This is a genomic window from Mycobacterium sp. PSTR-4-N, assembly GCF_022348085.1.
In the GTDB taxonomy this organism is placed as follows: Bacteria; Actinomycetota; Actinomycetes; order Mycobacteriales; family Mycobacteriaceae; genus Mycobacterium.
The window spans coordinates 1-26,773 of the sequence record NZ_JAKRFN010000031.1; the positions used below are offsets into that span (position 1 = coordinate 1).

19 protein-coding genes are annotated in these 26,773 nt (G+C 65.9%); 8 read left to right on the forward strand and 11 right to left on the reverse strand.

From position 1 onward, the window contains the following. Positions 1–163: 163 nt before the first annotated feature. The 3 genes from MHN84_RS27295 to MHN84_RS27305 form a co-directional block, all read right to left on the reverse strand. On the reverse strand, positions 164–1,192 hold the full coding sequence (locus MHN84_RS27295; RefSeq protein ID WP_005148661.1) for an ATP-binding protein: 1,029 nt from the start codon (positions 1,190–1,192) through the stop codon (positions 164–166). Further along, positions 1,180–3,144: a Mu transposase C-terminal domain-containing protein gene (locus MHN84_RS27300; RefSeq protein ID WP_005148662.1), complete on the reverse strand. Its 1,965-nt coding sequence runs from the start codon at positions 3,142–3,144 to the stop codon at positions 1,180–1,182. The genes MHN84_RS27295 and MHN84_RS27300 overlap by 13 nt, the downstream gene beginning before the upstream one ends. 123 nt (positions 3,145–3,267) lie before the next feature. Then, positions 3,268–4,008: a TnsA-like heteromeric transposase endonuclease subunit gene (locus tag MHN84_RS27305; RefSeq protein ID WP_011894084.1), complete on the reverse strand. Its 741-nt coding sequence runs from the start codon at positions 4,006–4,008 to the stop codon at positions 3,268–3,270. A gap of 230 nt (positions 4,009–4,238) precedes the next feature. Between MHN84_RS27305 and MHN84_RS27310 the strand changes: the two genes are divergently transcribed. After that, the gene (locus MHN84_RS27310) at positions 4,239–4,940 is read left to right on the forward strand and encodes a hypothetical protein (protein ID WP_241207609.1); all 702 of its coding nucleotides are present in this window, start codon (positions 4,239–4,241) and stop codon (positions 4,938–4,940) included. 161 nt (positions 4,941–5,101) lie between these two features. Beyond that, positions 5,102–5,698, forward strand: a complete 597-nt coding sequence (locus tag MHN84_RS27315; RefSeq protein WP_241207610.1) for a hypothetical protein — start codon at positions 5,102–5,104, stop codon at positions 5,696–5,698. A gap of 243 nt (positions 5,699–5,941) precedes the next feature. Here MHN84_RS27315 and MHN84_RS27320 read toward each other — a convergent pair whose 3' ends face one another. The 6 genes from MHN84_RS27320 to MHN84_RS27345 all read right to left on the reverse strand — a co-directional run bounded on the left by MHN84_RS27320 (position 5,942) and on the right by MHN84_RS27345 (position 14,970). After that, positions 5,942–6,421 carry a hypothetical protein gene (locus MHN84_RS27320; RefSeq protein ID WP_241207611.1) on the reverse strand — a complete coding sequence of 160 codons (480 nt, stop codon included), beginning with the start codon at positions 6,419–6,421 and terminating at the stop codon, positions 5,942–5,944. Between the two features lie 100 nt (positions 6,422–6,521). Beyond that, positions 6,522–6,920 (reverse strand): hypothetical protein, encoded by a 399-nt coding sequence (locus MHN84_RS27325; RefSeq protein ID WP_241207612.1) that lies wholly within the window; start codon positions 6,918–6,920, stop codon positions 6,522–6,524. Continuing rightward, a complete protein-coding gene (locus MHN84_RS27330; RefSeq protein WP_241207613.1) occupies positions 6,917–7,648 on the reverse strand; it encodes a hypothetical protein in 732 nt (243 codons plus the stop codon). Before MHN84_RS27330 ends, MHN84_RS27325 begins: the two co-directional genes overlap by 4 nt. Continuing rightward, a complete protein-coding gene (locus MHN84_RS27335) occupies positions 7,645–13,374 on the reverse strand; it encodes a helicase-related protein (protein WP_241207614.1) in 5,730 nt (1,909 codons plus the stop codon). Before MHN84_RS27335 ends, MHN84_RS27330 begins: the two co-directional genes overlap by 4 nt. Positions 13,375–13,421: 47 nt before the next feature. Further along, positions 13,422–14,015: a hypothetical protein gene (locus tag MHN84_RS27340; RefSeq protein ID WP_241207615.1), complete on the reverse strand. Its 594-nt coding sequence runs from the start codon at positions 14,013–14,015 to the stop codon at positions 13,422–13,424. A gap of 73 nt (positions 14,016–14,088) precedes the next feature. After that, positions 14,089–14,970 carry a hypothetical protein gene (locus tag MHN84_RS27345; RefSeq protein WP_241207616.1) on the reverse strand — a complete coding sequence of 294 codons (882 nt, stop codon included), beginning with the start codon at positions 14,968–14,970 and terminating at the stop codon, positions 14,089–14,091. An 889-nt stretch (positions 14,971–15,859) separates the two neighbouring features. Here MHN84_RS27345 and MHN84_RS27350 point away from each other — a divergent pair. Both MHN84_RS27350 and MHN84_RS27355 read left to right on the forward strand, forming a co-directional pair. Then, complete coding sequence (locus MHN84_RS27350; protein ID WP_241207617.1) at positions 15,860–16,741, forward strand: ParA family protein; 882 nt, start codon at positions 15,860–15,862, stop codon at positions 16,739–16,741. Beyond that, positions 16,738–17,547 carry a hypothetical protein gene (locus tag MHN84_RS27355; protein ID WP_241207618.1) on the forward strand — a complete coding sequence of 270 codons (810 nt, stop codon included), beginning with the start codon at positions 16,738–16,740 and terminating at the stop codon, positions 17,545–17,547. The genes MHN84_RS27350 and MHN84_RS27355 overlap by 4 nt, the downstream gene beginning before the upstream one ends. Before the next feature lie 10 nt (positions 17,548–17,557). Here the strand turns inward: MHN84_RS27355 and MHN84_RS27360 are convergent, their stop codons facing one another. Then, positions 17,558–19,597 carry a hypothetical protein gene (locus tag MHN84_RS27360; RefSeq protein WP_241207619.1) on the reverse strand — a complete coding sequence of 680 codons (2,040 nt, stop codon included), beginning with the start codon at positions 19,595–19,597 and terminating at the stop codon, positions 17,558–17,560. Positions 19,598–19,932: 335 nt separating this feature from the next. Beyond that, positions 19,933–20,373 carry a hypothetical protein gene (locus MHN84_RS27365; protein ID WP_241207620.1) on the reverse strand — a complete coding sequence of 147 codons (441 nt, stop codon included), beginning with the start codon at positions 20,371–20,373 and terminating at the stop codon, positions 19,933–19,935. 211 nt (positions 20,374–20,584) lie between these two features. On the opposite strand from MHN84_RS27365, the gene MHN84_RS27370 reads away from it, so the two are divergent. The 4 genes from MHN84_RS27370 (at position 20,585) to MHN84_RS27385 (ending at position 26,693) form a co-directional block, all read left to right on the forward strand. Then, complete coding sequence (locus tag MHN84_RS27370) at positions 20,585–20,902, forward strand: type VII secretion target (RefSeq protein WP_241207621.1); 318 nt, start codon at positions 20,585–20,587, stop codon at positions 20,900–20,902. Between the two features lie 53 nt (positions 20,903–20,955). Then, positions 20,956–22,713, forward strand: a complete 1,758-nt coding sequence (locus MHN84_RS27375) for a PPE domain-containing protein (RefSeq protein WP_241207622.1) — start codon at positions 20,956–20,958, stop codon at positions 22,711–22,713. After that, on the forward strand, positions 22,694–23,092 hold the full coding sequence (locus tag MHN84_RS27380) for a hypothetical protein (RefSeq protein WP_179474332.1): 399 nt from the start codon (positions 22,694–22,696) through the stop codon (positions 23,090–23,092). The genes MHN84_RS27375 and MHN84_RS27380 overlap by 20 nt, the downstream gene beginning before the upstream one ends. 1,234 nt (positions 23,093–24,326) lie before the next feature. After that, positions 24,327–26,693 carry a hypothetical protein gene (locus MHN84_RS27385; protein ID WP_241207623.1) on the forward strand — a complete coding sequence of 789 codons (2,367 nt, stop codon included), beginning with the start codon at positions 24,327–24,329 and terminating at the stop codon, positions 26,691–26,693. Positions 26,694–26,773 lie beyond the last annotated feature (80 nt).

A 26,773-nucleotide genomic window follows, 5' to 3' on the forward strand; every position in this document is an offset into this window, starting at 1 on the left:
TGCGCATGATTCGGCGACATGGCCGCGCAGTGTGGAGACGCCGATATGGTTGGCGCGGGCCAGCCTGTCGATGTAGGACGATACGGCTTCCCAACGGAACGGTGCGATCGTTCGCGGGAGCCGCTGGCGTGGTCCGCGCGGCCACGGCCTGACAGTTGCCACGTCAGCTGGCCGTGCGGGCCGCGGCCGTGTGGGCGGCGTAGTCGATCAAAATATCGTCCATGGCCTCGCGGGTGATGTGCTCGGTGCCGTCGAGCATCGCTTGGATTGCTGAAGCCCGGATCAAGTGGGCCAGGCTGCCGATCATCCCGCCGGTGCGGCGGTGCAGGTAACGGGCCTGGGCGACAAGGCTTCCCGGTTCGTGTCGATGCAGACGCAAGGTACCTTCCATGGCGGCGACGAGTTGTCGCCACTCCTTGGCGTCGGGGAATGCGCTGGTGTGGATCACCCCGCAACGGCCGGCCAACTGCCGTCCCCGCGTGCCGGTGAACAGCCCCGAGCGTTCCACTTCGATCCCGGCGTAAACGAATGTCGCAGGCAGATGCTCGGTGAAGTATTTGAGGTGGTCGGACAGTTCTTCGCCGGCGCGGGTGTCGAGGTTGAGGTTGTGGATTTCATCGACCACCACGATGTCGGTACGGGCATCGATGAGCACCTGGCACACGGCATCGGAAATATCGGTCACGTTCATCCGCTGATTGAGCGTGGGAAGCCCCAGAAACCGTGCGAACTCCATCGCCAACTTGCGGGGCGACCCTTTCGGCGGGGCCGTCACATACACCACCGGAATCCGGCTCTCATCGCCGGGAAACCGTGCACGGGTGCGCAATTCGTGAAACCGACCCAGTTGCTTGATCGCCGTAGTTTTCCCCGTCGCTGCCCCGCCGGAGATGATCAGCCCGCGCCGGGCCCCGATCTCGCGCTGGTTGAGCAATGTCAACAGCCGGCCCTGATGGGTGATCGCTTCGATCGCCGACGTGGTGACCACCACCAGCTCCGAATGATGCGCAACCCGGGCCTCGTTGTAGGCCGTCCGCTCGTCCTCACCGAGGCTGGCCCACTCGTCGTCGGCGAGCAACGTGAACTCCGGCGGATCGGCATCAACAAAACGCCGCCAGCCCTCCAGCGTCGTGGTCGGCTGGCGGCGATCCTCTAACTGACCCACCGCCGCAATCTCGGTCACAGTCGCCACGTTTGGGCCTCCTTGCGTGCATCAAACACCGGCAGGGGTATGACCTCCGCCATCTCGCCGTCATCGTCGAAAGTCTCGTTGTCGGCGGCCCGTTCCGACGGTGACGGGCCATGATGTTCGGATGATTCCGTCGGGTCCGGCCAGTCCCGGCCGGCGCTCGCGGCGCTGGTCCGTCCAGTCACTCGGCGCTCGGCTTTCGTCTGCTGCTGCGGCCCAGCGGCGGCGCGGTCCAGCAAGTCCTCCGCGATGGCCGCAATCTCCGCTTCCTGGGTCTTCTGGGCCCCTCTGCGGTCGGCTACGGAGCGGGCGTGGCGCCACAGTGTCTCGCCGAACGGCACCGGCGAGGACCGAAGGTGCGTCCACGTCGCGGCCAGCCATCCGTCTTCGTGGTGATTGCGCACCCAAATCCTCGACACGTCATACGGGTCGTAGTGCACTTCCCACTGTCCGTTACGGGCATCGACCCCGGAATGCTGGCGCCGGTATGGGTTGAGCGCCTTGGCGTCATAGGTGCGATGGTTGATCCGGACCCCGTAACTGTTGATTGTGCGCCACTGCACGGGAAGCAATTCGATATAGTCGTCGGCGTCCAGTGGGACCGGTACATAGCCAGCCACCTCAACGAGGGCAGTGTATTTCTCGTTGGGAGACAACGCTTTCCCCGGCGTCACCGGATCCCGCAGGCCATCGTGGGGGCGGTTCTGCCACACCGCGATGATCCACTCGTCCAGCAGCGCCTGCAGCTCAATCATCGACCACACCGCGTCGTCCTCGGCGTTTTTCCCACGCCGCTCCACCGATGAACCGACGTAACCGGCCACGTACTGTGCGAACAGGGTGCCCACCGACTGCAATGTCCGCTCGATCTTCGGCTTATCGGTCGGGCAGTCGGGATGAGCCGGCTGCAGATTGATCCCCAATGTGCAGCACGCTTGCCGAAATGTTTGGGACAGATACGCTTTCCCGTGATCGCAGACGATCGTCTCGGGAGCGATCACCGGCCTGGCCGCAGCATCGGCCAGGCGCTGATCGACACTGGTCAGGCTGTGGTGCGGAAGTACCGACCGGGACATCCGCAGCGCATCGGCCCATCCCGGGCGCATCGGTTCGGGCGTCAATGCCCGCGCCAAGAGCAGTGACGCGTCCACTGCTTTGGTCGTCGGTCGCAGCACCGCGGCCGGGATGGACCGCGTAGCGTTGTCGACCATCGCAGTCAGCTCGACTCGGTCTACCATGCCGTCATCGAGCACTACCCGTACATCCAGAAGGGTTGAATCGATTTCCACCATCTCGCCGGGGCGCACCACGGTGATCGACCCGAATGGGCCATCGGGCTGCTTGGACAGCGATCGCCGCGTCCGTGCTGACCCGAACGTGTGCCGTCCTTCCGCGAGGCGCTTGACCAGCCGGTAGAAGGTGGGCTGCGACGGCATCGCGGGCGCGTCGTCGGCACCATAGGTGGCCACCAGCGTCTTGGCGACCCGCCGTTGCAGACGCTGCACCGTTCCCGTTGACAGGTCGGTCTCGCCCTCGATCGCATCCCGCACCGCGGCGACGACACGGTCGTCCACACGGCCGAATACCGCGCGCCGCCGATTATGGCGCCCGTCAACCACTCCCAGGAGCCCGTCCCGTTCGTAGGCAAATCGGCGACGCTGCAACGCATTCCGACTCACGTCGTGGCCGGCGGCACGCAGCTCGTCCAACTTGGCCAGCTCACGCTGCCGCAGAGATCGTTTCGCCGTGTCGAACTCTGGGCGGGGACGAATGCCCGCGGCCGTCCCAGGCGGGCGGCCGCTGAGGATCTCCACGATGTGGCGCTCCCACCACCGTGCTTGCTCGACGGCTGCCTCGGGAATGCCAGCCAGCATTTCCTCAGAACACAGTGGCGGTCGCGACCCCGACACCAATTCCAATGCCGGATCAACCATCAGCTGCGAGAGCGGCACCACAATCTGCTCGCCGACAGCGTCAACCAGTCGAGCTGATCCGCCCGACAGGGTAACGACGGTGAAAACACCTGCTGATAAACGGATTTCGTCTCCCTCTCGGACGACACCCGTTCGCACGTCAGGTCACCACCCGGTCCCGAGGCCAATCGCCGTGTCGTCGCCAAGTGCCGCTCCTTGCAGATCGGCAACTAAACGGCCGTGCCAGAGCAGATGAAACAGTACGGGCAGCACCACCAAAGGAGTCCCGACCGCGTGCACACCAGCCATCAACGGACGGACCCGAGCGAAGACCTCCGCCAGTTGATCAGCCAAACCGATCTTCAATACTCGCGGATGCCGATAACCCGACAACCAACGTAGATTCGCCCGCAGCACTGGATCGAGGGAACCGACACGCAGGTAATCCCAACCGACCATCGCGCACGTGGCGGCAGACCGATCGAACACGTCCCGATCAGCGTCAGAGATCCGGTCGTCCTCACGAACGTCGACTACGACGACAGATCCATCGCGGCGCCGCACGAAGTAGTCAGGAGCATGCCGCGTGCCGTCACGCCAATGAATCCAAAATGGTTGCGACAGAACACCAACAACATCCGGATCGGCATCCAACGCCATCAACTGGTCACGTTCTACCCAGGACTCGTGACCTACATGTGCGCCGGTTGTGGCGAACCACCACAGCCCGGGAAAGTTACGCTGACCTCGAAACGAGGGGAAATTCCGCACTGGTGAACAGTCCAACTCAAACCGGGTTGCAGCACATCGGTCCAGCGATTGCCGCGTGCATCCCTCGCGGGTGTTGAACTCCAAGTCCACTGCACTCGCTACACCTGGCCCAGCCGAAACAGCCGACGTCAGCACACATAAACGCTAAGCCTCGTGCCCCAGATTCAATGAGAAAGACACGCACTTACCCCAGATTCAATGAGAATGCCCCAGAATCAATGAGAACGGACAACCACGATGTCTTCAAATCCCCCTAGGCCGAGGTCGGCCTTCCTCTTCGACCACGCCCCTGCCCACGCACTAATACGTCACGGTGACGAATCACCGCCGCGCAGCTGTCATACCGAAGGAGCAGAATGCCCACCATGACCTCCACCCTGGATGCACAGGCACGCGCTGACATCGACAGCCGCCCTTGGTACGTCGTGGCCTACCGCGATCGCGACGTCGTCAACGTTCAGGAGTTCAGCACCTTGCGACCGGGACGGCGCTTGATGTCTCGCCACTGGAACGGGTTTCGGCTCTTCGACGACCCGGCGTACCTGGCGTACGCCGGAGGCCCTTATGCCCACCGCTGCATGCCGTGGGAGGTGTGGCATGTCATGCCCACCCGACCGTTGTGCTACGAACCGACATCGGTTCCGGGTTTCACCACCCGCCAGCTTCGGGCTCGCCGCATCGAAGTGGTGCAGCGCATGACCCCGGGCTTCGAGTACGGACCCCACGGCCGCACAGTCCGTGCACTCGTCGAAAAGCTCGCCCAGGTCCCACCCGATCCTCCCGATCCGGCCCGGCGCGATCTCGACTACGAAATCGCTCTGACCTTCCTCGAAGAGCAGCGGGGTCACGGAGGGTGGCTCCACGATTGCCGGGTGTCGCTGGCCACTGCATACCTGGACTGCCTCACATCGGGATCATCTACCGGGCCGACCGGCCGCTGGAAACACCGTCTGCCAACCAGCTTGCCGGTCCACACCCTCTTGGACGCGGCCATTTCCGGACTGCCGATCCCGCACGTCGTCGCTGAGCGGTGGAACCTCACCGAGGATTCAAGTGCCAGAATCTGACCTCTCACAACATCATTGGTGAGACGTCCGCTGTCTCTTACTGAAGGTCCCGATGCCGCCGTGAAGAACGCGGCGCAGTGGCGTGACGGCCAGGCCCTCGGACGGGGTTTCGGACCGAGACCAGAGTCGTAGGTGTCAGTGCCTCGGCGTACGGTCAGACGATGCCTCCCGAGTTGACCGCGGCCATGGAGGCGACGGCCTCGGCGGTCTTTAATGCGGCCACGACAACCCTGCTGCCGCAAGGGTTATCGCCGTCGCCACAGGTATTCGTCTTCGATCGGTTGGGTGGCGACAGGCTGGTTGGGCAGGTGACCTGTCGGCCGTACCGGCGTGGCCAGGACGCGGCGGTCGCTATCGCCGAGCTGGGGCGGATCGCCGCCGGCGTAGTTGGCACCGACCTGTTGGTGTTTTGGGAAGAGTTCGACCTGAGGACCTCGCTCTACGGGTCGTCTGAACAACACCCAAAGGCGCTGGTGATCCTGCAAGCAACCCTGCAGTCGCATTTTCTGACGTGGTTTCCGTTCGAAAGCGACGTGCTGAGCTGGCGGGCCAACGGCTTGCCCGACGATGTGCGGATCAGACGCGGTGCACCGACCGACACCGTCGAAGGAGCGCAGCTCTCAGAGCCGATTTACCGATTACTCGCTTTGTGGCGAGCTGGGATCGTGGCGTATGACTTCGACGAATGCCGGCGCATCGTCACCTCAGCTGTAAAAGACGGTTACGACGTCTCTTTCGTGACACAGTCTCACGATTAGCCCTGTGGGCCTGAACCGGTCAGGATTCGAAGTCGGCGGCCCCGGCTGGGCGGCAGTTCAAGTAGTTGCCGTCCTGGACCGCAATCCCGTAGCTGTCCAGAGGCTGAGGTCGGGGGCGGTGTCTCGCTCGCGGCCGCGGTTTCGGTTGTGGTGGTTGCGGGCCTGGATCCAGCGGCCGGCCGCCGGTGCGGTCGTCGAGTTCGGCGAGCATTACGGCAACGTCGGCTTGCAGCGGGAGTCGTTTCAGATCATCAGTGGTCGGCGGTCACGCTGAGATGTCTTGCGCCGGCGCCGCTGGGCATGAGCGTCGGCGGCGTAGCGCCACTCAAGCCGTATTGGTCCGCGCCAACCGTTCGCGTGCAACGCGATAGCGTGGATTTGCTCGTTCGTTAGCCCGGCGAGGCCGCCGTCTGCGTCATGGGAGACGATCATGACTCGGCCACGCAGGAGCGGAACGGTGCTTGGCCGCAGTTTCGCCGCATACATGAACAGCTCAGTTGCGGGCCGATTGACAGCGCGCGGCTCTGGCCCCGGCCAGCGGCTGAACCAGAAGTCAAGACGCCCGAACGGGCCTGCTGTTGCGAAGGTCTCGACAAACCTGTCCGGCGGGTAAGGTGCGCGCAGGTACATGGCCAGCTCGTCACGGTCGGAGACGTCCATCACGTCAAGCGACGACGGATGCAGATAGTGGTTCGCGTCGTGGATAAAGATCCCTTGCGGCATCTCTCGATCCTAATCAGCTTGCCCGACACTTCCCGGCTCCAACAACACCGTTCCTCGCTGCACAATTGCCGCTGCGGGACTTCGCCCATCGAAGTGGCCACTACGGCTGGTCTTCGCGGTGGAGCAGCAGATAATGCGCTCCTAATTGCTGTGTGTGGAACAGGGCGATGTTGGCGGGGAGGGTGTCGAGGCGGTCGGCGGTTTCGGTCCAGGTGGCTTGACAGGCGGGGCAGTCGGCGTGAGCGAGGTGCGCCAGGCTGATCAGCCAGGTTTCGGCGGTACCGCTGGTGAGCGTGTTGAATGTGCCCTCCAGCAGCGGCATTTGGGTGCTGGTGTAGGGGTGTCGGTACAGCCGTGGTGGATGGTGGGGCTGGAACTCAGCGGCGGGTGATCCGGGGATGTAGAGGGCTGATCCGTTGGTGAGGTGCCGCAGCCGGGATCGGGTGTAGCTGCTGAGGTCGTCGGGGTTGAGGCGGTGCAGTGTGATGGGGGCGGTCATCTGCTCAGTCCTTCGTCGGCGCTGCGGGTGCTGCGGTGTGGTCTGCGCTGTTGTTGGTCGGTCCACCATTGGCGCTGCTGCTCGGTGAGCCCATCGATGAGCTGCTGGTGCTGGGTGTGGTCGGGGTTGTCGCGCTGCCGGTCCTGTTGGGCGGGGATGAGGGCGGCCAGGTGGGGGTGCTCGCGCCAGGCATCGCCGTAGATGGCGTGGCCGGCCCAGAGGCTGATCGCGGGTACGGCGGGCCCGGTGAGCTGCAGGGGCGGGGTGTGGTCTTCGTCGAACGACATCACCAGGGTGCGGGCGTGCGGTTGGGGGTAGAACTCGGCGAGGTCTTGGTACCAGAACGACACGTAGCCGCCGTCGGGGCGGCTGCACATCAGCCGCAGGTTGGTGGTGAGGACCGCGGCTGGGCGGTGGTTGCGCCAACTGGGCTGGGCATCCTGTTCGGCGCGGCGTCGTCGGCCGCGGTTGACCGCTCCTTGGGTGGCCATCGCTCCGGCCATGAGCAGCGGGTTGACGAAGAATGGGGCGCCGGCGCGGTCGAAGCCCCCGTCGCCGCCCACCAGGCGGCTGTAGTGGGCGGGGGCGCTGAGCCTAGTCACCTCGTTGGGTTGCAGCAGTGGGCCGTGCGTGGCCACCACGGGTGGTTCCACTCCCCTGCTCAGCGCGACCGCGCAGCCTTGGGTGTAGCTCCACCATGGGTCGTCGGTGCGTTCCTGGCCGTTCACAGTGCCAGCCCTTCGTCGGTGTCGCGGTGAGCCTCCTGATCCGGTTCCTGTTGGGAGGCAAGGTATTCGGCGGCGCGGGCGCGCTCGGCCATTTTTTGGGCGAAGCGGTACTGCTCGGCGGTGTCGAAACCGGATTCCTCGAGGAGGAACGGGGTCGGGTTGAGGTGCAGGGACCATCCGGGTTCTCGGCCGGCGGCCCGCATGCGGTGCGCCGCCTCGGCGGCTTTGGCTTTGGCTGCCTCGGATTCGGCTTCCAGGCGCAGCATCGTGGTCAAGGTGGCGTGTTCTTCCCGGAGCGCGGCCAGTTCGTCGCCGCGGTCGAACGCCTCGACCTCGGTGGCTTGGAGGTCTTCGATGGCGCCGGCGAGCTGGTCATGGTGGCGCTGCAGCCGCTGGTGATGGTTGGGCAGGTCCTTGTAGAGGTTCTCGATGCGGGTGAGCAGGCCTCGGGCTTTGGCGTTGCCGTTGTCATCGAGACTGCCCAGGGTTGCGTGCAGGTCCATCACCGTGACGTCGACTTCGGCTGACGGCACGTCGGCTTTGATCCATAGTTTCGAGTTCATGTGGTCGCGGCGGGCGAGGAGCCCGACACCGTTGATCGAGACGTTCAGGGGGCGGTTCTCGTAACCGGGGGCGTTCTTCATGGCGTGGTAGGTATTGCGGCAGACGGTGGCCAAAGCTTCGGCGGCTTCCTTGCGCTCCTTGTGTCGGCGACCTTCGACCAGGATGGTCGGGCGGGCCTCGGGGTCGCGGGTGGTGACGTCTTCGGCCACGGGCGCTAGGGCCTGCAGGTCGGCGGCGACGATGGCGAGTTGGCGTTGGTTGGCGGCGATTTCGCGGTCGCGGCTGGCCAGCGTCTCGTGGTGGGAGCGTTCCAGTGCGGCGAGGTGGTCGATCTCGTCCTGCAGTTGCACCTGCCGCACGTAGCGCGGGTCGCCGGTGGCGATGGCCTTGGTTTCGGCGGCGCTGGCGCTGAGGTCTCCCCCACCGACGTCCTCGACTTCATCGACGGCGATGTCGGCGCGTTTCACCTGTTCGATGAACAGGGATTTGGCCTCGATCTTCTGCCACATCACCGTGTCGTAGCTGCCCTCGACCACATAGTTGAAGATGTGGACCTCGCGGTTCTGGTTGCCCTGTCGGATGATGCGGCCCTCGCGCTGCTCCAGATCGGCTGGGCGCCAGGGCACATCGACGTGATGCAGGGCGACTGCGCGGGCCTGCACGTTCGTCCCGGTGCCCATCTTCTCCGTGGATCCGAGGAGCACCGACACCATCCCGCGGTTGCATTCATCGAACAGTCGAAGCTTGTCCTCGGGTTTTTCGGCGTCGTGGATGAACCGGATTTTCTCGGCCGCCATGCCACGGGCGATCAACTCATCGCGGATGGCGGTGTACATCCCGAAGCTGTCTTTGGGTTTGCCGGCCTTCTTGGTGGGTGTCCCCCGGTCGCAGAACACGATCTGCAGGGCACCGGGATTGGGCATGTCGTGGCCGTGCTGGGGGTCTTTGTAGATGCGGTCGGCGGTGGCGTTGTGCACCGCCATGATCTGGTCGGCCACGGCCGCGGTGCGTGAGTACGCCGGGGCGGGTAGGTGCACCATCCGCGGGTCCAGGCTGGCCTCACGACCGTCGTTGCTGATCTTGAGGATGTTGTCTCGGGCCATGTTCTTCGGGTCGATGGCGGTGGCTCGATAGCCCAGGTCGGTGATGAAGTCCTTGAGTTCCTGATCGGCCGGGATGTTGATGATGGTGCGTTTGCCGCCGACCAGCTCCGGTAGCTCGATGTTGGCCTGGTCGAGCACCTGGTCGCGGGTGATGACGTCGGTGAACACCGACGACAGCTTCAACAGCTCCTGCAGGTTGCAGAACTTGCCGACGCGGGTGACCGGCCTGAGCTGGGTGCCGGTGGCGTTGACTTCGACGGTGTTGACGGTGGAGGTGAACGCTGCGCCCCAGTCGTTGAGGTGGAACACGCCGGCGTCGTCGAGCAGGTCGGGACGCAGGTAGCGCTGCATCACATACATTTCGCCGAGACTGTTGGCGACCGGGGTGCCGGTGGCGAAGGTGGCGACCCGCTCGTCGGCCGCGGTGGGCTGGCGGCCGACGGCCAGGGCCTCCTCGCGGCGGCGCTGGCGCAGCATGTCCATTTTCATCGCCAGGTCGTCGGCACGCTCAGACCCGTTGGGGCAGGCCAATTCCTTGACTGCCGACAGCCTCGTCCTGTTTTTGAACATGTGGGCTTCGTCGACGAAAAGGTAGTCCGCGCCGGTCTGCTCGAAACGCAACCCGGTGTCCTTGCTGGCCTGATCGGTGAGGTCGTTGAGTTTGGTTTCGTAGCGCTGCAGCGCTTTTTCGAGACGCTTGACGCTGGTGGGGGTGGTGTCTTCGGTGGTGGCGCTGAGTGCCTCGCGCAGGATTTCCAGCTCGCGTTCGATGTAGTCGCGTTGTACCTCGGGCCCGACCGGGATCGCCTCGAACAGCGACTGCGGCACGATCACCATGTCCCAGTCCGAGGTCGCCGACTGGGCGACGAAGCGACGGCGCCCTTCGGGGTCGGTTCCCGGTGCGCCGAGCAGGATTTCAGCGCTGGGATACCACCACTTGGCCTCCTTGCCGACCTGCTCGATGATGTGGTTGGGCACCACGATCCAGGGTTGGCGTGCCAGCCCGAGTCGGCGCAGCTCCATGGCGGCCATGAACATGGTGCCGGATTTTCCTGCGCCGACGACGTGATCGAGCAGCACGTTGGGTTCGGCGATGATGCGCGCCACCGCATCTCGTTGGTAGGGGTGCGGTTCGAAGCGCTTCGAGAGTCCGGGCAGGGTCAGCGCGGCGCCGGAGTAGCGGGGTGCCCGCAGGCAGTTGAACCGTTCGTTGTAGACGGTGACCAGTTCGTCGCGGCGGGTCTCGTCGGCGAAGATCCACTTCTGGAACGCCTCGCTGATCTTGGCAGCTTTGGCCTGCGCGGCGACCGTCGCGTCGCGGTTGACGCCGGTTCGGCCGGTGCGCTCGGTCTCCTCCGCAGTGTATTTGACGACGATTTCTTTGTTGTTGCACACCATTTCGAGCAGATCGATGGCGTCGCGGTTGTCGTAGCGGGTTCCCCAGGTTTCGAAGAAGCTGGCATGCGCCCGGTCGTGGTTGGGGCATTCGATGGTCCACACACCCTGGATGTGGTCGACGTTGACGCGGGGAATCTTGTGTTCGGAGGGCGCGAAGGTCTCGCGGGCGAACTGGGCGATGTAGCGGGCGTCGATCCAGGGTGATCCGGGGCGGGCGCTGATCTGGCTGGCTTGGCGGTCGATGGGCTGCACCTTTTGCAGCGCGTCGATGTATTCGTGGTAGCGGGGATCGGTTTCGGCGGCCTTTTTGGCCTCCCGCAACTGGCGGCGCACGTTGCCCGACAGGGCGGCGGTGGCAGGGATCAGCACGTCGGGGTCGCGCAGCGAGGGAAATACCAGGCCGCGCAGGTGTTCTCGCGCGGCGTCTGTGTCGGTGCCCAGCAGGGTGGCGATGTGGTCGAGGTCGACGCCGCCGTGCTGGTCGAGGCTGATGGCCAGTGCTTCCTCGGCGGTTTCGGCGCGGTCGCGGACGGTGGGCGGCCCCAACAGGTCGACGCTGAAGATCGGTGCCTTGCGGACCTCTTTGGTCTGCTCGTCGTAGGACTCCAGCGCCAGCACCGTGGTCCAGGACGGGTCGTTGCGCAGGGCGGTGACGATGTGCGGGCGCAGCTTGTAGGGGTTGGGGGCCTCCCAGGCCTCCTGGTCCCACTGCTCGATGAGTTCCTCGGGGAGACGGTCGGCGTCGGGGTTCTTCTTGCGCCACGAATCGATCTTCTTGCCGAGCCTCTTGTCGTGTTTGTCCTGGGTGATCTCGGCGGGGGTGCTCCACTTGAACCGCTGGATCGGGCCGTGCCGTTTGACGTAGGCGTCGTAGAGGCGGTTGAGCTGGGCGCGGAGCTGTTCGCGTTCCTGCGGTGGTAGCCCGTTGCGCTGTGATGCCACCACGGCGTTGGCGGCATCCCGCAGCGCCAGCAGTTTGATCGTCTCGTCCTTGCGGCTCTGGTAGACCTTGGTTTCCACCCACTTGTCGCGGTCCCAGGATTCGAACCGGTCGGCCTCGGCGTTGTAGCGCAGCGTGCCGTAGGCAGGCAGTTGGCCGGCGGTGGCTTTGGTCAACAGGCCGGGATCGAAGTTGACCTCGCTAACGTCGGTGAGGCTGGCCGGGCTGGCGGTCAGCCCGCGATCCTGGTCCACCGCGGCATCGACGATGCGGCGCAGGCAGCGGGCCACCTGCTCTGGGACGGCCGAGGGGTCGGTCGTGCGGACGTGCAGGGTGGTGCTGCCGTGGATGCCGTGCCCGATCATCGGGGTGCCGAGCATGTATTCGGGATGCTCATGGAAGTAGGTGTTGACGGGCAGCGACGACTCGCGCCCATCGTCTGTCACGAGGTCCATGTCGGCTACGGCCAGCCACCCGTCCTCCCCCACCCCGATCTTGCGGTCGGCCTCACGGCGGCGCAGCACGAGGATGTCGGTGACCACCTCCGTGCCGGCGACTCGGCGGAACGCGGCGGTGGGCAACCGCACGGCGCCGAGAAGATCGGCGCGGGCGAGGATTTCACGCCGAGCCTTCTCGTCGACGTTGTCCATGGTGTACCGGCTGGTGAGCACCACGACGTAGCCGCCAGGAGCGGTCAACTCCAGCGATTTGACGATGAAGTGGTTGTGGATGGACAGCCGTTTCGGGTTGTACGAGGGATCGCGCAGCGCGAAGTCCCCGAACGGCACGTTGCCGATGACGGCGGCGAAGCTGCCGTTGGGCACGTTGGTGGTTTCGAAGCCCTCGGAACGGATTTGGGCCGACGGATACAGGTGGGCGGCCACCGCGGCGCTGATCGGGTCCTTCTCCACCCCGACCATCTGGGCGTTGTCGGGTGCCAGCCCGATGAAGGTGCCCGATCCGCAGCCGGGCTCCAGCACACGGCCACCGCTGAATCCGGCGTGCTGCACGGCTTTCCACATGTGCTCGGCGATCGCCGGGTCGGTGTAGTGGGCGTTGAGGGTGCTGGCTGAGGCCGCCCGGTACTGCCGCTGCCCCAGCACCTCTTTGAGGTACTCGCGCTGGGACTCGTAGGTGTCCTTGCGGCTGTCGAAGACGTCGGCGATCGCACCCCAGCCCGACCAGCACGCCAGGGTCTGCTGCTCGGCGGCGGTGGCGGGCCGTGCGTCGCGCTGCAGCCGCGTCAGGGTGTCGATGACAGCGATGTTGGCCAGCAGCCGGGCCTTGGTGCCCGACGGCACGCGGATATCAGTGCCGGGCTGGAAGTCCACCGCTGGTGGGTGCACCACCTCCTCCGACTGCGGCGCCGTGGCCTTGGCCGGGGCCGAGTGCTCGGCAACGTCGGTGCCGACAGCAGCGGCGGCAGTATCACCGTCGACGGCGGGGGCGGTGGTATCGGGTACTGCGCTCAGGTGCGGTCGGCGTTGGGCTGGCTCGGCCGCGGCGGGGGTATCGGCCGGCGCCGGCGGCACCAGGGTGAGTGCCGGTCGCTGCGCGGAGTTGAGGGTCAGCGAGTCGACCGCCGGCGACGCCGTCTCCTGGTCTTGTTCGTCGGTGACGTCGCGGTGCGGACGGTGCAACGGGGGCAGCGGGGCGCCACCGGGGTCGATGACCCGGGGATCGGTGGGCAGGTCGAAGCTGTCCTCGGCGAACAGCGCCAACTGTGGGTCGTCGTGCTCGTCGCGTTGGCGTGCCTTCGTCTTGCGGGTTACTCGACCGGGTACCCGTCGGCCCTCAGCTCCTCCTCCACCTGCGGGGTGAGTCGGGGCACCAGGTGGTGGCGCGGGCTGGTGGGCACGGGGCGGCCTTCCTCCGCGCGGGTCGCGAGCAGGTAAGCGGCCTTGACCCGAAACATCGCCGAGCGTTGTGGCCACACCGTGTCGACCAGATCCTCCACGGCCTCGCTGGGTTCGGTCCGGTAGCGGACGTCGCGCCACCGGTCCTCCCAGCTCACCTCGGGCCGGGTCCTGCTGGCCGGCTCCGGTTGATCCTCGGCCGGCGTCGGAATCAGCGCGTACAGCTCCTGCCGCACGACCGCCTCCCGGGCGTTCTCCAGCGCTGTCTCGTGCAGGGCGACCGTGGTCTGATGATCGGGGTCTTGGCCGGGATGGGCCATCCGCCACCGACTGATGGCGTCCTCCCCCAGGTCGATCGACAACTGGGCGGCCCTGTTGTCCAGCCGCTCGGTCACCAGGTTGAGGAACGTCTCGGTCTGCTCGCTGGACCAGCCCGTCGGCAGGCCGAGCTGACGGTAGGCGGCCTCGACCGCCTCGCGCATCCATTGGCTGCTCACGGGCTTCATTCTCCGATGCATTGATGCTGAACAGATCCGGTTGCTGCTGGTCGCCCATAGCAGCCTCCCTACGGCCATACCGCTAGTCATGGATTTCTCCCTTACCTGCGGCATCGCTCTCATCGGAGCTGCCCGAATCTGGATCCAGCACGGCTCGCCGTGCCGGGTCCCCCACTTCTGCTATGGCGACGTTGACACGGGCCAAAGTCTCATCGACGTCGGACTGAAGCTGCGCCACGCTCTGGGCTTGGCGGTTGAGTCTGATCTTGACTGCCTTCAGGGTGTCGCGGACCGCGTTGAGCGGCACCAGCGCGGGATGGGCGACCGCGGCGCCGATACGCACCGGGGCTCCCCCACGCAGCACGGTCAGCGCCGATCCACGTTCCCACATCAGGAACCGGTCGATGCGGTCCAGTGTCTCGGCGGTTGGGACGTACCCGCGCCGGCCCAGTGTCGCTAGGGTCGAGCGGCCGGGGCCGCCGATCGCGGCGAACTTCGACTTCGTCATGTTCAGTTCGCGCAGCCGCCGCTCGATTGCGGTGACCAACGCGTTGTAGTCCCACTGGGCGGGGTCTTCGTTCGGGTTGAACAGGTTGTCGAGGGTGACCCCGGACTGCGCCTCCTCCTCGGGCAGGCTCGACTTCGGCAGGTGGCTGTACACGCCCTGTTCGCGCGGCACCGGGTCGCCGCCGTGCAGGACGGCTTTAGCTGACCCGGGTTCCCAAACCAGCAGGTCATCGAGTTTGGTGAGTGTCTGCAAATTCGGGACACGATCCGCGTCGCGCAGGCTGGTCAGGGTTGAGCGCGATAGGATTCCAAGCTTGGAGGCGCCAAGCAGGCTGAACCCCAGCTCCCGCAGACGTATCTGCATCTGCTGCGACAGCCGTTGGACATCGGGTTGCCCGTCGGATTCCGCGTCGGGCTCAACGGCCGCGATGATCGCCTCCTTGGGTCCGCTGCTCAACAGGACCGCAAAAGCCCTGATTGGTCCCCGATCTTACATGCCTGACACGCATACAGATAGGTCAACATCGCGCAATCGTCAATCGCCTTCTGCAACGAGTTGGTCTACGCCGAATCACGCGCGGGTCGCCCCCAGACCACTCTGCGCCACAACAGCCCCTCTCACATGCGGTGCAACAGCGGCTGCAACATGGCCTCCGTCCCGGCCATGGGTCACCTCGTATCCGAGCAGGCTCCCAACCTGGGAAAACGAGCCTAGACGCCCGTGGCGCCCCGAACGCGGGACCGCGCTATGGGAAGTGCCCGCGCCCGGTTCTGGAAGTGCGAGGAGCCCCGAAGAGCGCCTCGTTTTGGGTTATAACCCCGCGGTTCGGTGGTAGCACCCGCAACATCAGTCACCTCAGCGGTATGCAACATGGCATACAACAGGCGTAACAACATGCCGTGCAACACGGCATAGCTGACTGGTGCGGCTGGTAGGTGCGCATAGGTGGTGCGGCTATGCGGTCTGTGAGGGGACCGGCCTACGAGGTGCGCCGCGAAGGCGCAGCACCGACGTGCACCGACGTGGCGCGGCGAATGGGCGCGCCGTTAATGTGCGCCCATATTCACCAGCGAAGTCGTCCGCCATTGCCCTGCGCCGTATAGGTGCGGCGAAGTCGTGCGGCGTGTCGCTACGCCGGGGCTGTACGGCGGTGCTGTCTGTGTTATCGTTTGCGGCATTGGGTGGTGCTATCGCGTGACGGTAAGTGTTACCGCGCGGTGGGTGACAGGACGTGGCGACACGCTGGACCACGGCGGTAAGCAGATGTTGCATGGCGGCACTGCGCGGCGACGCGAGTACGGCAGCGGGGCGAGTGGCGGCACAAGCGGATGGAAGGGAAACTCCAATGCAGGTGACAGCAGGGGAGCGGGGGACAGCGCTGGGACGCATCGGCCTGACGGGGCCTGCCCTGGACACGTTCTGCGAGGACGTGGGCGCCAGCCCGGATTACGTGCTCGACCTGTTCGACCGACTCATCATCACCATCGCCGCGTGGAAGGGCGGCGTCGGGAAGACCGAGCTGGCCAAGGAGCTGGCATGGCTACTCGACGGGGTGCTGGTGGACCTGGACTGGGATGCCGGCGGCGCCACGCGTGCGTGGGGGTACCGCCACGAAACCCGCACGAATGCGCCGCTGCTGGACGCCCTGGAGCGGGGCAGGTGTCCTCGCCCCTTGTCCGGTAAGGGTGTGCGTGCCGACCTGATCCCCTCGCACCCTGATTTCTCGGTCAACCAGCCCGCCAGCCAGGACATGGCGGCCGCGCTGGAGAAATGGTCGGCCGAGCTGAAACGCCCGCTGGTCATCGACACCCATCCCGGAGGTGTCCCCTCCACGGTGGGTGCTGCCAGCGCTGCTCACGTGGTGGTGGTGCCGGTCAACCTCGAAACACGCGCTTTGGCAGCGACCGAGCAGATGGCCAACGAACTGCAGGGCGGGTATCCGCTGCTGTTCGTGCCCAACCGGGTCGAGGCGGCTCCCGAATCCGAGGTGAGCCGCCTGGAGAAGATCAGCACCACCTACGGAATCGAGGTCGGCCCGCCCGTGCACAGCCATGCATTCCTCAAGCGCCGCAAGTTGTCAGGCGCGGTGTGCGCACCGGGCAAGTCCGGCCAGATTCCCGCCTCCAACGCGAGGTTCGTCGCGGAGGTCAAAGACGTGGCTCGCGCCGTTTTGACCCATGCGGTGCGGAACGCGATCGCCCAACACCAGGAGGAGGCGTTGTCGTGAGCGATACTGCTGTCAGCGGTGGATTGAGCAAGCTTCGGGCGGGACGGCAGCGCAGGGCCGGACAGGTCCCGCCGCCCAAGCACCCCGCCGCGCCGCATACCACCGACCCACAGAACCCGGCGAACGCCGAGACCACCGCCCCTGCTACGGCCAACAGCCCCGCTCCCACCGTTGAACCTGCAGGCCAGCAGCGGGCGGGGCAGGAGAGCGCGAGCCCTGCGGCGGCCGCAACACCACCGGCCCCGCCCACTTCTGCACCGACGGAAGTCGCGCCGGCGGGCGGCACAACTTCCGCCCCGCAGCCGACGCCTACGCCTGCGCCGGCTGCAGCGTCGCCGGCGCAGACCGTCGTGCGGCGACCGCTGCCCGATCTGATCATCGACTGGTCCGATCCGGTGATGCATGTGGTGCGCGCGACTCGCCTCAGTGTGGCCAGTTCGGTGTTCGATGCGTTCAAGGCTGCAGCCGAGCAGCCGGGCCAGCCTCCGCAGACGTCGCTGATCATGGCGGCGGTCAGCACTCACTTGGCGCGGTTGCCCGAGCTGGTGTTGGCGCGGCGGCCAGAGGAGCACACCGACTTTTCGTCGTTTTATCGGCGGCCGGCGGCTCCGAGCAGGAACAGGACCGACCCGCAGGTGCCGCTCTACATCCGCCCGAACGGCGGCGAGGACCAGGCGCTCAACCGCATTGTCGATTGGGTCAACGCGATCATCACCGATGGGCATCCAGGGCGTCGGGAGGCGTCGCGTTCGGAGATCGTGGCGGCCGCGTTGGCGGCGGAGTATCTGGCGTCCTCGAAGCGCTGAACGACCGCGTTCACCTCAGTGCGGGCTCGGCCGCCACCACGACGGCGCCGAGCACTTCCCACAGCAGGGTCAGTGCCCGACGCTCGATGAGGGTTGATTCCTCGTCCTCGGTGTCGGGCAATCCGTCGTACCCGGGCACCGGGGGAGGGCCGGTGGCCAGCACCGACTGCAGGTAGGCGGCCTGCAAGGCCAGTGCCCGATCACGGCTGGGGCCGCGCAGGTAGGCCTCGTCGGCGGTCTGAGCGAGCAGCAGGTCATCTTGCACGTCACGTCCTCGGTCTAGCCACTGCTGCCAGGCGCTGCGTTCCCTGCGATAGCGCTCGATGCGTTCCTGACGGGTCTCGTGGAGTCTGTGCTGGGCGGCGATGGCGTCGAGGGTGCTCGGGCCGGGCCCGACGCGGCCGCGGCCGGTGACGGCGATCAGGCCGGCGATCTGTAGGTCGCTGATCATGGCGTCGCCGGTGCTGCGGCTGACCGCGGCCGCGGCGTAGATGTCGGCTCGCTCGGTCAGACCGTGCTGGATCACCAGGTCGTGGATGCGTTGCAGGCGCCAACCCAGAACGTGCCAGGCATCGTGCACAGGTTCGATGCGGATGCGCTCGGCTGCGCCGATGTCGACTGTGACGGCTCCTTGGCTGGTCAGGGCGTAGGCGTCGGCGTCGCGACCAACGGCGCGGCGGGTCAGGATCAACGGGGCGCCGACGCGTTCACGCACGTCGCGTAGCACCTTCCACACCGCGTCAGCGGTCATCAGACCAGCCGCCAGCGACAGGCTGCGTCCCCCCACCGCGACAACCCAGGCGCCGTTGACCTGTTCTCCTGATTTCAGAGCCAGGTAGGCCAGGGCCTGCAGCACCACCTTGACCGTCCAGCGTTGTCGTCGGCCGTGATACTCGGTGTCAGCCCAGCGGAAGGCGTAGGCCAGCCAACGGCGCAGTTCCACGGGCCCGCTGGGTCCGCGCGTCGCTGAGTTGGGTGCCTTGAGTGTTGACCCCCCCGGTGAGTCTTTCTGTAGCTTGTGCTGACGGTGCCGGTGAATTAACACCATTTCGTAGTAGTGGTTCATCGCCTTGCTGAAGTCCCTGGTCAGGGCGATGTCGGCGCGGTTGCCGTAGCGGTTGAACGCTGTCCCCAAGCCGTGGTGCCAGGGACCGGCGGGGGCGATGAGTTCGCGCAGGTCGTTGAGGGTGTAGCCGCGCATGACGGCGTGGTAGATCACCGACATCCGGGCTTCGGAGTGGCTGGGCCAGGCGCGGCCTGCCGACCCGTTGGCGTCACCGTGGGTGGCGTAGTGCAGCACTGCGGCCGGGATGGGTGTGGGGTTGGTGTGCTGGGGCGCCAGGCGTAGGTCGTCGCCGGTGCCGGTGGTGAACTGCGCCAGGGCTGGGCAGTTTTCGGCGGGGGCGGTGGCGTTCGCGGGCGTCGGGGCCGCGGTGGAGGGTCGTTTGAGAATGCCGAGGTGGGCGTAGAGGGTGGGCAGGAAGTCTGGGGTGGAGCCGTCGGCGATGGCGTCGAGTGCGTTGCTGAGGCTGCCGAGTAACTGGCGGTGTCCACCTTGCTTGTCGAGGGTGCCGGGCAGGCTCAGGCAGCCCGTCGCGACGTTGCCGTTAGGTGAGGTGTCCAGGGTCGGCAGATGTGCGGCCAGGACCGTCGTCAGTTGCGTGATCTCGGCGTGGGTGGCGCTGGTGGCCGGCGCCAGCGGGCAGATGATGTGCATCCCGCCGTTGGTGGAGCGGTCGATGATCAGGCGGCCGCCGGCGGCTGTGAGCCAGCGGCGGGCGATCTCGACGTCACGCTGCACCGCGGTCTGTCCGCCGCGGGTGGAGTCGAAGTCCAACGCCAGGATGCGTGTGGTCGCGGCGTGTTCGGTGTAGAGGTAGACCGCTGCGGGTCGGCCCGGCAGTTTGCGGGTGAGTTGGCGGCTGGTGCTGAACTTGCCCGTCGTCGGGTTGTACAGGCGCATAGTGGTGCGCCCTGGGGCGCTCAGCAGCGGCGCCAGCGCCGCCCACACCTGATCGGGAGTGGGGGAGGCAGGCACATGGTGTGCCACCGCTACACCGCCCACCTGCGGGTCGGTGTGTATGGCACCCCAGGTTTCGGGGTGCGCGAAAGATCACGGTTTCTGCACAGACTCCGCGCCGGTTCTGGAAAGAATCGTGGGTGTGCGCTACCGTGAGACGAGTCCTGCAAAGAACAACGTCCCTTCGGGGATGCGGGTGCGGACCCAGATTCGAAGGGCCAACTTCGAATCGAAACCGGAACGAGGCCCCCTAGTGGGGCCTTTGTTCATGTCCGGGTGGAAATCCGCACACCAGCTATGTATTTGTCACATCTGCCCCCAGAGTGGTCATCCACGACAACAAGACGAAAGGGGGGCTGGGGTGTTCAGATCGCCAACGGCAGCTCCTCACCGCGCCCGGGCGCATCGGTGGTCAGGTCTGTCAGGTTCAACTCGGTGAGGTCGAACCGGTATAGGTCGGTCATCAGCTCGGGCATGCCGACGTGCTCGCACAGCACATCACCGAGGTAGCGGCCCATGGAGATGCCGAGCATCGCAGCGCGGGTCCTGACCACGTTGTAGACCTCACGCGGAGCGAGGGCCTTGACGAAACTGGGTGCCTCCAGCGCTTCGACGTAGGAGGCGCGTTCCATATCCGGCACCGCGGGGGGCAGGATGCCTAGATCCAGGCCGTGCAGTTCACGGACAAGATGATCCAGGCCGACGTGCTCAGACAGCACGTCTCCGGCGTACTGCACGACCGGAACGTTCAACAGTGCTGCGCGTTCGCGGACCAGGGCGCATACGGTCGGGTCTGGGAGGGCCATGATCTGGGCCCTATCACCCTTGTAGGTGCTGCGATGGCGACGGTGCATCTCCATAACAGGTGACTCTTTCATCTCGGAACCGCTCTACCCTGTAAGTGATTCCCGCGTGTCTTGCACACTCCCTTGCGCGCGATGAGACGTACAGTACACAATGGAGCAGTTCGTGAACATGTTAGGCACATCGGGCGGGCACGAGAGAGGCTGAATCGTTATGAGCGCTGATCAGATCAGTTTGGACCCGGAGGCCGCGGCAGCCCTTGCCGACCGTTGGGACCAGTACGCCGATGAGCTGGGTCGATACCTGGCGTCGACACAGCCCGACATGGAGCAGTTGAGTAACCAGTTGGGGCCGATCTACTCGGCGTTCATTCAGGCCAAAGCGCTGGAGACGACCGAACGGGGTCTGAGCTACGAGCGCGTCATCGCCTGGGCTCGGTCGCACGCGCAGAAACTGCGTAATCATCGGACTGGCTTCGAGGCCGCTGACGACGACACCGCCCGCGCCATCGACGCCGCGGTGTCGAACTGATCTCAGCGAGGATCGTCCGGGTGGGGTTGGGTTGAGCCGGAAAGGGGGATGGCGTGGTTGACATTTCGTTCGAACCGCCCGCCCTGGTCGCCCACGGCCGCGAGTTGCAGGACGACGCGGCCGGGCATTCACCCTCCTGCTCGCTGTGCCAGCCCGCGGCCCCCGACGAGGTGTCGACCGCGGTGGCCGCGTCGTTCACCGCATGGGCCACGGGTCTGGAACTGCTCCTCGGGCACTCGATCGCCCAGCGGGCCGCCGGAGGAATGGCCGTGGCCACCACCGGGGTGGCACTGGACCAAAGTGACGCCGATGCCGCCACGGTGATCTCTTCCTATGGGCAGGCCCGGCCTTCCTCGGCCGCACCCGTCCTGCCCACCGGGCCCGGCCAGGTGCCGTCGTTACCGGCCGCCCCGGCAGTTCCTGCCGCTCCCACACCCGTGCCCGCTGAAACCTGGTCCTCGCTCATCCACGGCGGGCCGGGGTCAGAGCCGCTGCGCACGTTGGCCACCCAGTTCCGAACGCTGGCAACGGAATTGGACAAGCAGGCCGGCGACACCAAGCGCGCTGCCCAAGGGGTCGACGCGAACTGGAACGAGGGGAACCAACCCGCAGGCCGCAACATCTCCGAGCACGCCTCGTGGTTGGCCGATTCGGCGAACTACGCCAGGACTCTGGCGTCCTCAGCGGAGTCGGCGGCCAACACCGTCGACAATACCCGCACCGCGACGCCGACGCCGGAGACGTTCAAGGCGTTGCGCCAGGAGTACCGCACCGCGCTGCAGAAGTTCAACTCCAGCGCAGGTGTGATCAGTGAGCCGCTGGTGGTGGCCAAGACCAACCTTTCTACCGCGCAGGCTGAGGCCGTAGCTGCACAGACCAGCTATGCGCTGGCCGCCAACACCGACACCGTGACCGTGCCGCCGCCACCGCCGGCACCCCCGCCGATCGTGGGCAACACCCCTGGCACCGAGAATGCTGAGCACAAAGAGTCCACCACCGAGGCTGACGAGAAAAGGGACAAGCCCGAGCCCACCACCGAGGAGATCAAGGACGGACCCGGGTCTGGCGATCCTGGCACCGAGGGTGATCCGGCGACCAACAGCGACCCAACTGCACAGCCGACCGGCGACATCGCGGCCGCAGAGCAGGGGGACCTTCCCAGTGAGCCAACTGCGGCGCAACCTCCGCTGACTCCGGCCACCGATGCGACCGCCAACACCGCGGGCACTGTCCTGGGTTCGATTCTGGGCGCGGTGAGCCAATCTGCGGGCGGCGCTTCGGGGATGATGCCCGGCGGGGGCGCTTCTCCGCTGTCGGCGCTGTCGGGGATCCCGAGTCTGCCCGGCCTGGGGGGCATGCCCAGCACCGGCGGTGAGGGCTTGCCGCCTCCGGAGGACATGGGCCTTGACGACCTCGGCCCGAGTGATCTGGGTACCAGCCCGGCAAGCAGCGGCGGCGGCGGTGGTGGCGGCGGATTGCCTGCTGGCGGCCCATCGAGTTCGGTGTCCGCAGCCGCCCCCGGTGCGGCGATCAGCCCACCGGCCAGCGCACCGCCTGCGGCGCCCGCGCCGGCCCCTGGCCGAGTCGGCGGTCCGATGATGGGAGGCATGTATCCGCCGATGATGGGCGGTATGGGCGGCAACAACGAACCCGAGCGGGATAAAGACCTTTTCCCCGACAAGCGGGTCGTGCATCGCGGCCACGCGAACACTGAGCCGGTGTTCGGGGAGTTGGAACAAGTGAGGAAGCGTCCTGGCCGGCGTACGTCGTCCAAGACTCAGGAGGAGACCGATGGCGACACCACCGATTAACCCTGCCGCCGAGGCGGCGCTGGCACCGCTGAACAGGATGCTGGACGCGATCTACGCCTGGGACGAGGAGACCGACGCATTCCTGTCGAGCACCAGCGACGACGACGACATCATCGTCGTGCACGACTCTCGGGGACGTCTGCTTGACCTCGATGTCCGGGAGGGGCTCCAGCAGGAGTTGACCATCGGCGAACTCAACGACCGCATCAGCGATGCGTTGGCGCAGAACGCCCGCCAGGCCGCCGATGGGCTCGACGCCATCTCACAGAAGCTGTTTGACGAGTGCGCCAAGATCGCCTCACCCGAGCTGCTCCAACATCCTGTGGCCAACCAACTCGCCCAAGCATTGCACAGCCCGAACAATCAACGGAGGCAGTAGAAATGCCCGCAGTCACACCATCGGCACAGGGACAGTCAGCAGACAACATCGAAGTCGAACCGATGGCGCTCATCGCCGATGGAGCCGACACCGCGACCGAGGCAGCCAGCGTTGCCGCCCTCGGAGCGGGCGGGGCGGTTGGGGCCGCCGCGGCTACCGCGGCTGGGGCAGGGCCAGATGCGGTAAGTGCAGCGATCACCGCCGCCATGAGCCCGTGGGCCGCTGAACTGGCCGCATGCGAAGCTCAGGCCGCCGCTCTGGCAAGCCAAACGGCCGCGACCGACAGCACCTGCTCTGCCACATTGGAAGCCGAGGACGGTCAGACCGCTGCCACCATCAGCGCTGCCGTGGCTGGACCAGGGGTCTACACGGTCTGACGAGTTTTTACCGGCAAAGGTGTTGGTGCTGAGCGGTAGGCTCTAACCATCCACCCGATACGCAGGGAGACGACATGAGCCACCCCATCACAACCGGGCCTGGCACTGGACGCGCACACGGAGCTGGCTACCAACCAGCACCCGAATGGTCGGGGTATCAGCCCGCCCCCGAGGGGTGGGGCTACCAGCCATCCCCACCGCCACCCGAGGGGACCGTCTACCAGCCCGCCCCCGCGCCCGGACATTTTGGGTCACCCACTGTGGCCACCAAGCGCCCGCGTCGAGTGGGTCTCATCGCTGCGATCGCTGCCACTGCCCTGATCTCTGCCGGGCTGGGCGCTGCAGTCGGAACGGCCGTCACCAATTCAGCCTCATCGAGCGACGGTGCCACTCAAACAGTTGAGCCAACGAATGTTGCAGGTGCACCGGCCACCGGAGACACCCACGCACAGGATGTGGGACTGTGCACTCGCTACGCCATCATCAACGGGGCTATGCCAACTCGGGACACGAAAGCGAGTGACCTCCTTCCCGGCGTAACAGCGCTGCAGACGGCCCTGCAGGAGTTCCCTGGCGCGAGTCCCGAGATTCGAGAAGCAGTGGGCGACATGGTGTCCGCGTACTACGCACGTATGGCGGCATACGGACCAATCCGCCAGCGCGGGCTGGCTGAACCACCCACTCACAATGTGGAGGCCGAGAAAGCTGCGAGTGACCGGGTGTGGCAGATCTGCGGTCTCGACCAAGGCTGAGTTCGTATTCCAACGTGTGAATGAGGGGAGAGCGCAGCTATGCCTGCTGCTGGATCGTTAGGGGGTTCGGGAGATATTCAGCGGCCACCGGGCATCGGTGCCCAGATGGCCATCGGTGAGTTCTGGCCGAGTATCAGCGAAAGCGACATCCAGAGTGTTGCCGACGAACAACGGTCCGCTGAAACCAGGTTTTCCACCTACGGCGACACCCTCAAACGCAAGATCACAACGAGCCCGGACCTCCTTCAAGGGCAGGCCGGCATCGCGCGGGTCGAGCGGCTCACCATGATGCGCAACCATGCCTACGACGTAGCCGATCATGTGGGGTCGAAAGCCGTCACCGCGGAGTCCTACAAGAGCACCGTCGTCGGGCTGAAAATGGACCTCACCCGGATCGGGGATGCCGCTCAAACGGCTTGGGAGACAGCACAAAAAACCAAGACACCCTTTTCCGCTGGCACGTTCAAAGCAGAGGCCGCCACCGCGTACAGCACAGCGCTCGGAGACATCGCGGCTGCTCCCCCTCCACTTCCTATGCCTGGAAAGGAAGATGCGCCTGGCAACGGCGCCCCAGCGGAGCCAGCCAGTAATGAGACGGAGCAAGACGCGCAGCGCGAAGGCTCCTCGGAAGAAGTTCCGCGTGACGCCACGTCCGACGCTGTGGGTAACGCCGAGGAGGGCACTACAAGTCCTGATCGAGTGAACGAACAGGGCACTCCTGAGGAAGTTGTCAACGGACCAGGTGAACTCGGCTCTACCGATGGCGATGCACTGAACGGGCAGCGCCCGGTCGAGGCTGTTGAACAGCCCGGTATCACGCCCGTGACCAGTCCTATCACGCAGCCGACTATGCCGACGATGAGCAGCCCCCAGGTGGGCAATGTGGGTAGCGGCGTAAGTAGTGGCATGGGTGGGATACGGCCGCCGCAGATGCCGTCGGGTTTGAATGCGTTGAGCGGGAGTCCATTGAAGGATGCAGCGACGGCTCCGGCGTCGTCGATGTCGGAGGCGTTCAGTAGCAACCCGTTGACAAGTAATCCGTTGTCGAGTGCTGCGAGCAGTTTCCAGTCGGGTTTGGCGTCGGGTATGGGCGCTTCGGGTGCGGTGTCTCCGGCACCGGCGCCGCCGCTGGAAAAGTTTGCGGCGCAGCATCCTTCGGTGACTCCGGTGGCGTCGCCGGGTTCGCAGGGGCCGGTGGTTCCCGCTCAGGGCCCGACCGCGGCTGCACCAGGTCCTGCTTCATCTCCTGTTGGCGGCGGTGGAGGTATGGCGCCGATGGTCCCACCGGGTGGTGCAGGCGGTGGCGGTTTGGCACCGTATGTGCCGCCCGGTGGCGGCGGTGGTCCCATGCCGCCAGCTGGTGCGGGGACGTTGCCGGCGTCGGCTCAGCCTGCGCCTCCGGTCGGCCCCACACCGCAGCAGGGCGGCGGTGGTGCGGGGGCTCCGCTGGTCGCTGGCAGCGGGGGTGCGGGTGCTGGTGCGGCATTGACGGATTCGGAGCCGAGTGCCGATCTGCTGTTGGCGCGGCGGGTTCTGGATGGGCTGGTGCGCGGTACCGAAGTTCGGGAGGACTTACTCAACGGCGGGTTCGTGCAGTGGGCGGTGTCGGTGTTGCATTTGCCGTCCGGTCCGTCGGTGTCGATTGCGTCGAGCGTGGGCGGCGGCGCCTACCTGCCGCCTGGGGTCTTCATTCCGAACTCGGCGCACCTTGCGGTGTTCGATGAGCTGCTTCCGTTGAATTGGGCCACCCGGTTCATGGGGGTTGAGCAGCCGACAATCTTGCTGGCAGCTCATGCCGAGGAATTGTCGCGGCATGTGCCTGGGGCGCGCCGGTCTGCGTTGGTGACGACCGAGTTGGGGGTTTCTCGGCCGGTGGGGTGGCCTGATTTCGAGTCGGTCCGCGCAGTCGACATCCTGCATACCCCTGGCGAGGCTCCGAGTGGTGGCGGTGGATATGTCCACCGGTTGATGACGGTGGATCGGCCGGCGTGGGCGAAGGTGCAGTCCATCCTGCAGCAGGGTTTGGGTCTGCAGGCAGCTGGAGCGATCACCGAGGCGGTGCTGGCTGCTGCTGCGCAGACGCCGAGTCCGTTGGCCGGGGTGGGCGGTCAGGAGGCGCGGCTGATCGAGCAGTACGACGTGGATCATGTGTTGGAGCCGTTGCGCAGCCGTACCGCAGTGGACTGGGATGCCCACTACCGCAACGTGATTGAGCGGCATAATTCTGCGGTTCTGCATCCGAGCATGGCAGGGGCGGTGCTCGATGCTGATGATTCTGAGGTGTCGCGGGCTTCGCAGCAGGTGTACGTGCATTTCTACCGGGCGGGCCTGATGGTCGAACTGCTGAGGTGTTGGCGTGATCAGCCGCCGTCGCTGCCCGATCTGGTCTACTGCGCCAAGATCGCCGGGTTCGGCCATGTTGTCGATGCGGTGTTGGCGCCGCGGCCGCAAAACCAGGGGACGCCGAGCTGACCGGCGGCGAACAAACCTTCTCCAGCAATTGTGCCTGACATGTTCACTCATTGCATGAGTATGTGTAATATGTCCATCAA

Coding starts and splice junctions, on each gene's coding strand:
- MHN84_RS27385 (WP_241207623.1), top strand. CDS start 24,327: ATGGCCATCGGTGAGTTCTGGCCGAGTATCAGCGAAAGCGACATCCAG.
- MHN84_RS27315 (WP_241207610.1), top strand. CDS start 5,102: ATGCCTCCCGAGTTGACCGCGGCCATGGAGGCGACGGCCTCGGCGGTC.
- MHN84_RS27340 (WP_241207615.1), bottom strand. CDS start 14,015: ATGAAGCCCGTGAGCAGCCAATGGATGCGCGAGGCGGTCGAGGCCGCC.
- MHN84_RS27365 (WP_241207620.1), bottom strand. CDS start 20,373: ATGGCCCTCCCAGACCCGACCGTATGCGCCCTGGTCCGCGAACGCGCA.
- MHN84_RS27320 (WP_241207611.1), bottom strand. CDS start 6,421: ATGCCGCAAGGGATCTTTATCCACGACGCGAACCACTATCTGCATCCG.
- MHN84_RS27350 (WP_241207617.1), top strand. CDS start 15,860: ATGCAGGTGACAGCAGGGGAGCGGGGGACAGCGCTGGGACGCATCGGC.
- MHN84_RS27380 (WP_179474332.1), top strand. CDS start 22,694: ATGGCGACACCACCGATTAACCCTGCCGCCGAGGCGGCGCTGGCACCG.
- MHN84_RS27370 (WP_241207621.1), top strand. CDS start 20,585: ATGAGCGCTGATCAGATCAGTTTGGACCCGGAGGCCGCGGCAGCCCTT.
- MHN84_RS27310 (WP_241207609.1), top strand. CDS start 4,239: ATGACCTCCACCCTGGATGCACAGGCACGCGCTGACATCGACAGCCGC.
- MHN84_RS27325 (WP_241207612.1), bottom strand. CDS start 6,920: ATGACCGCCCCCATCACACTGCACCGCCTCAACCCCGACGACCTCAGC.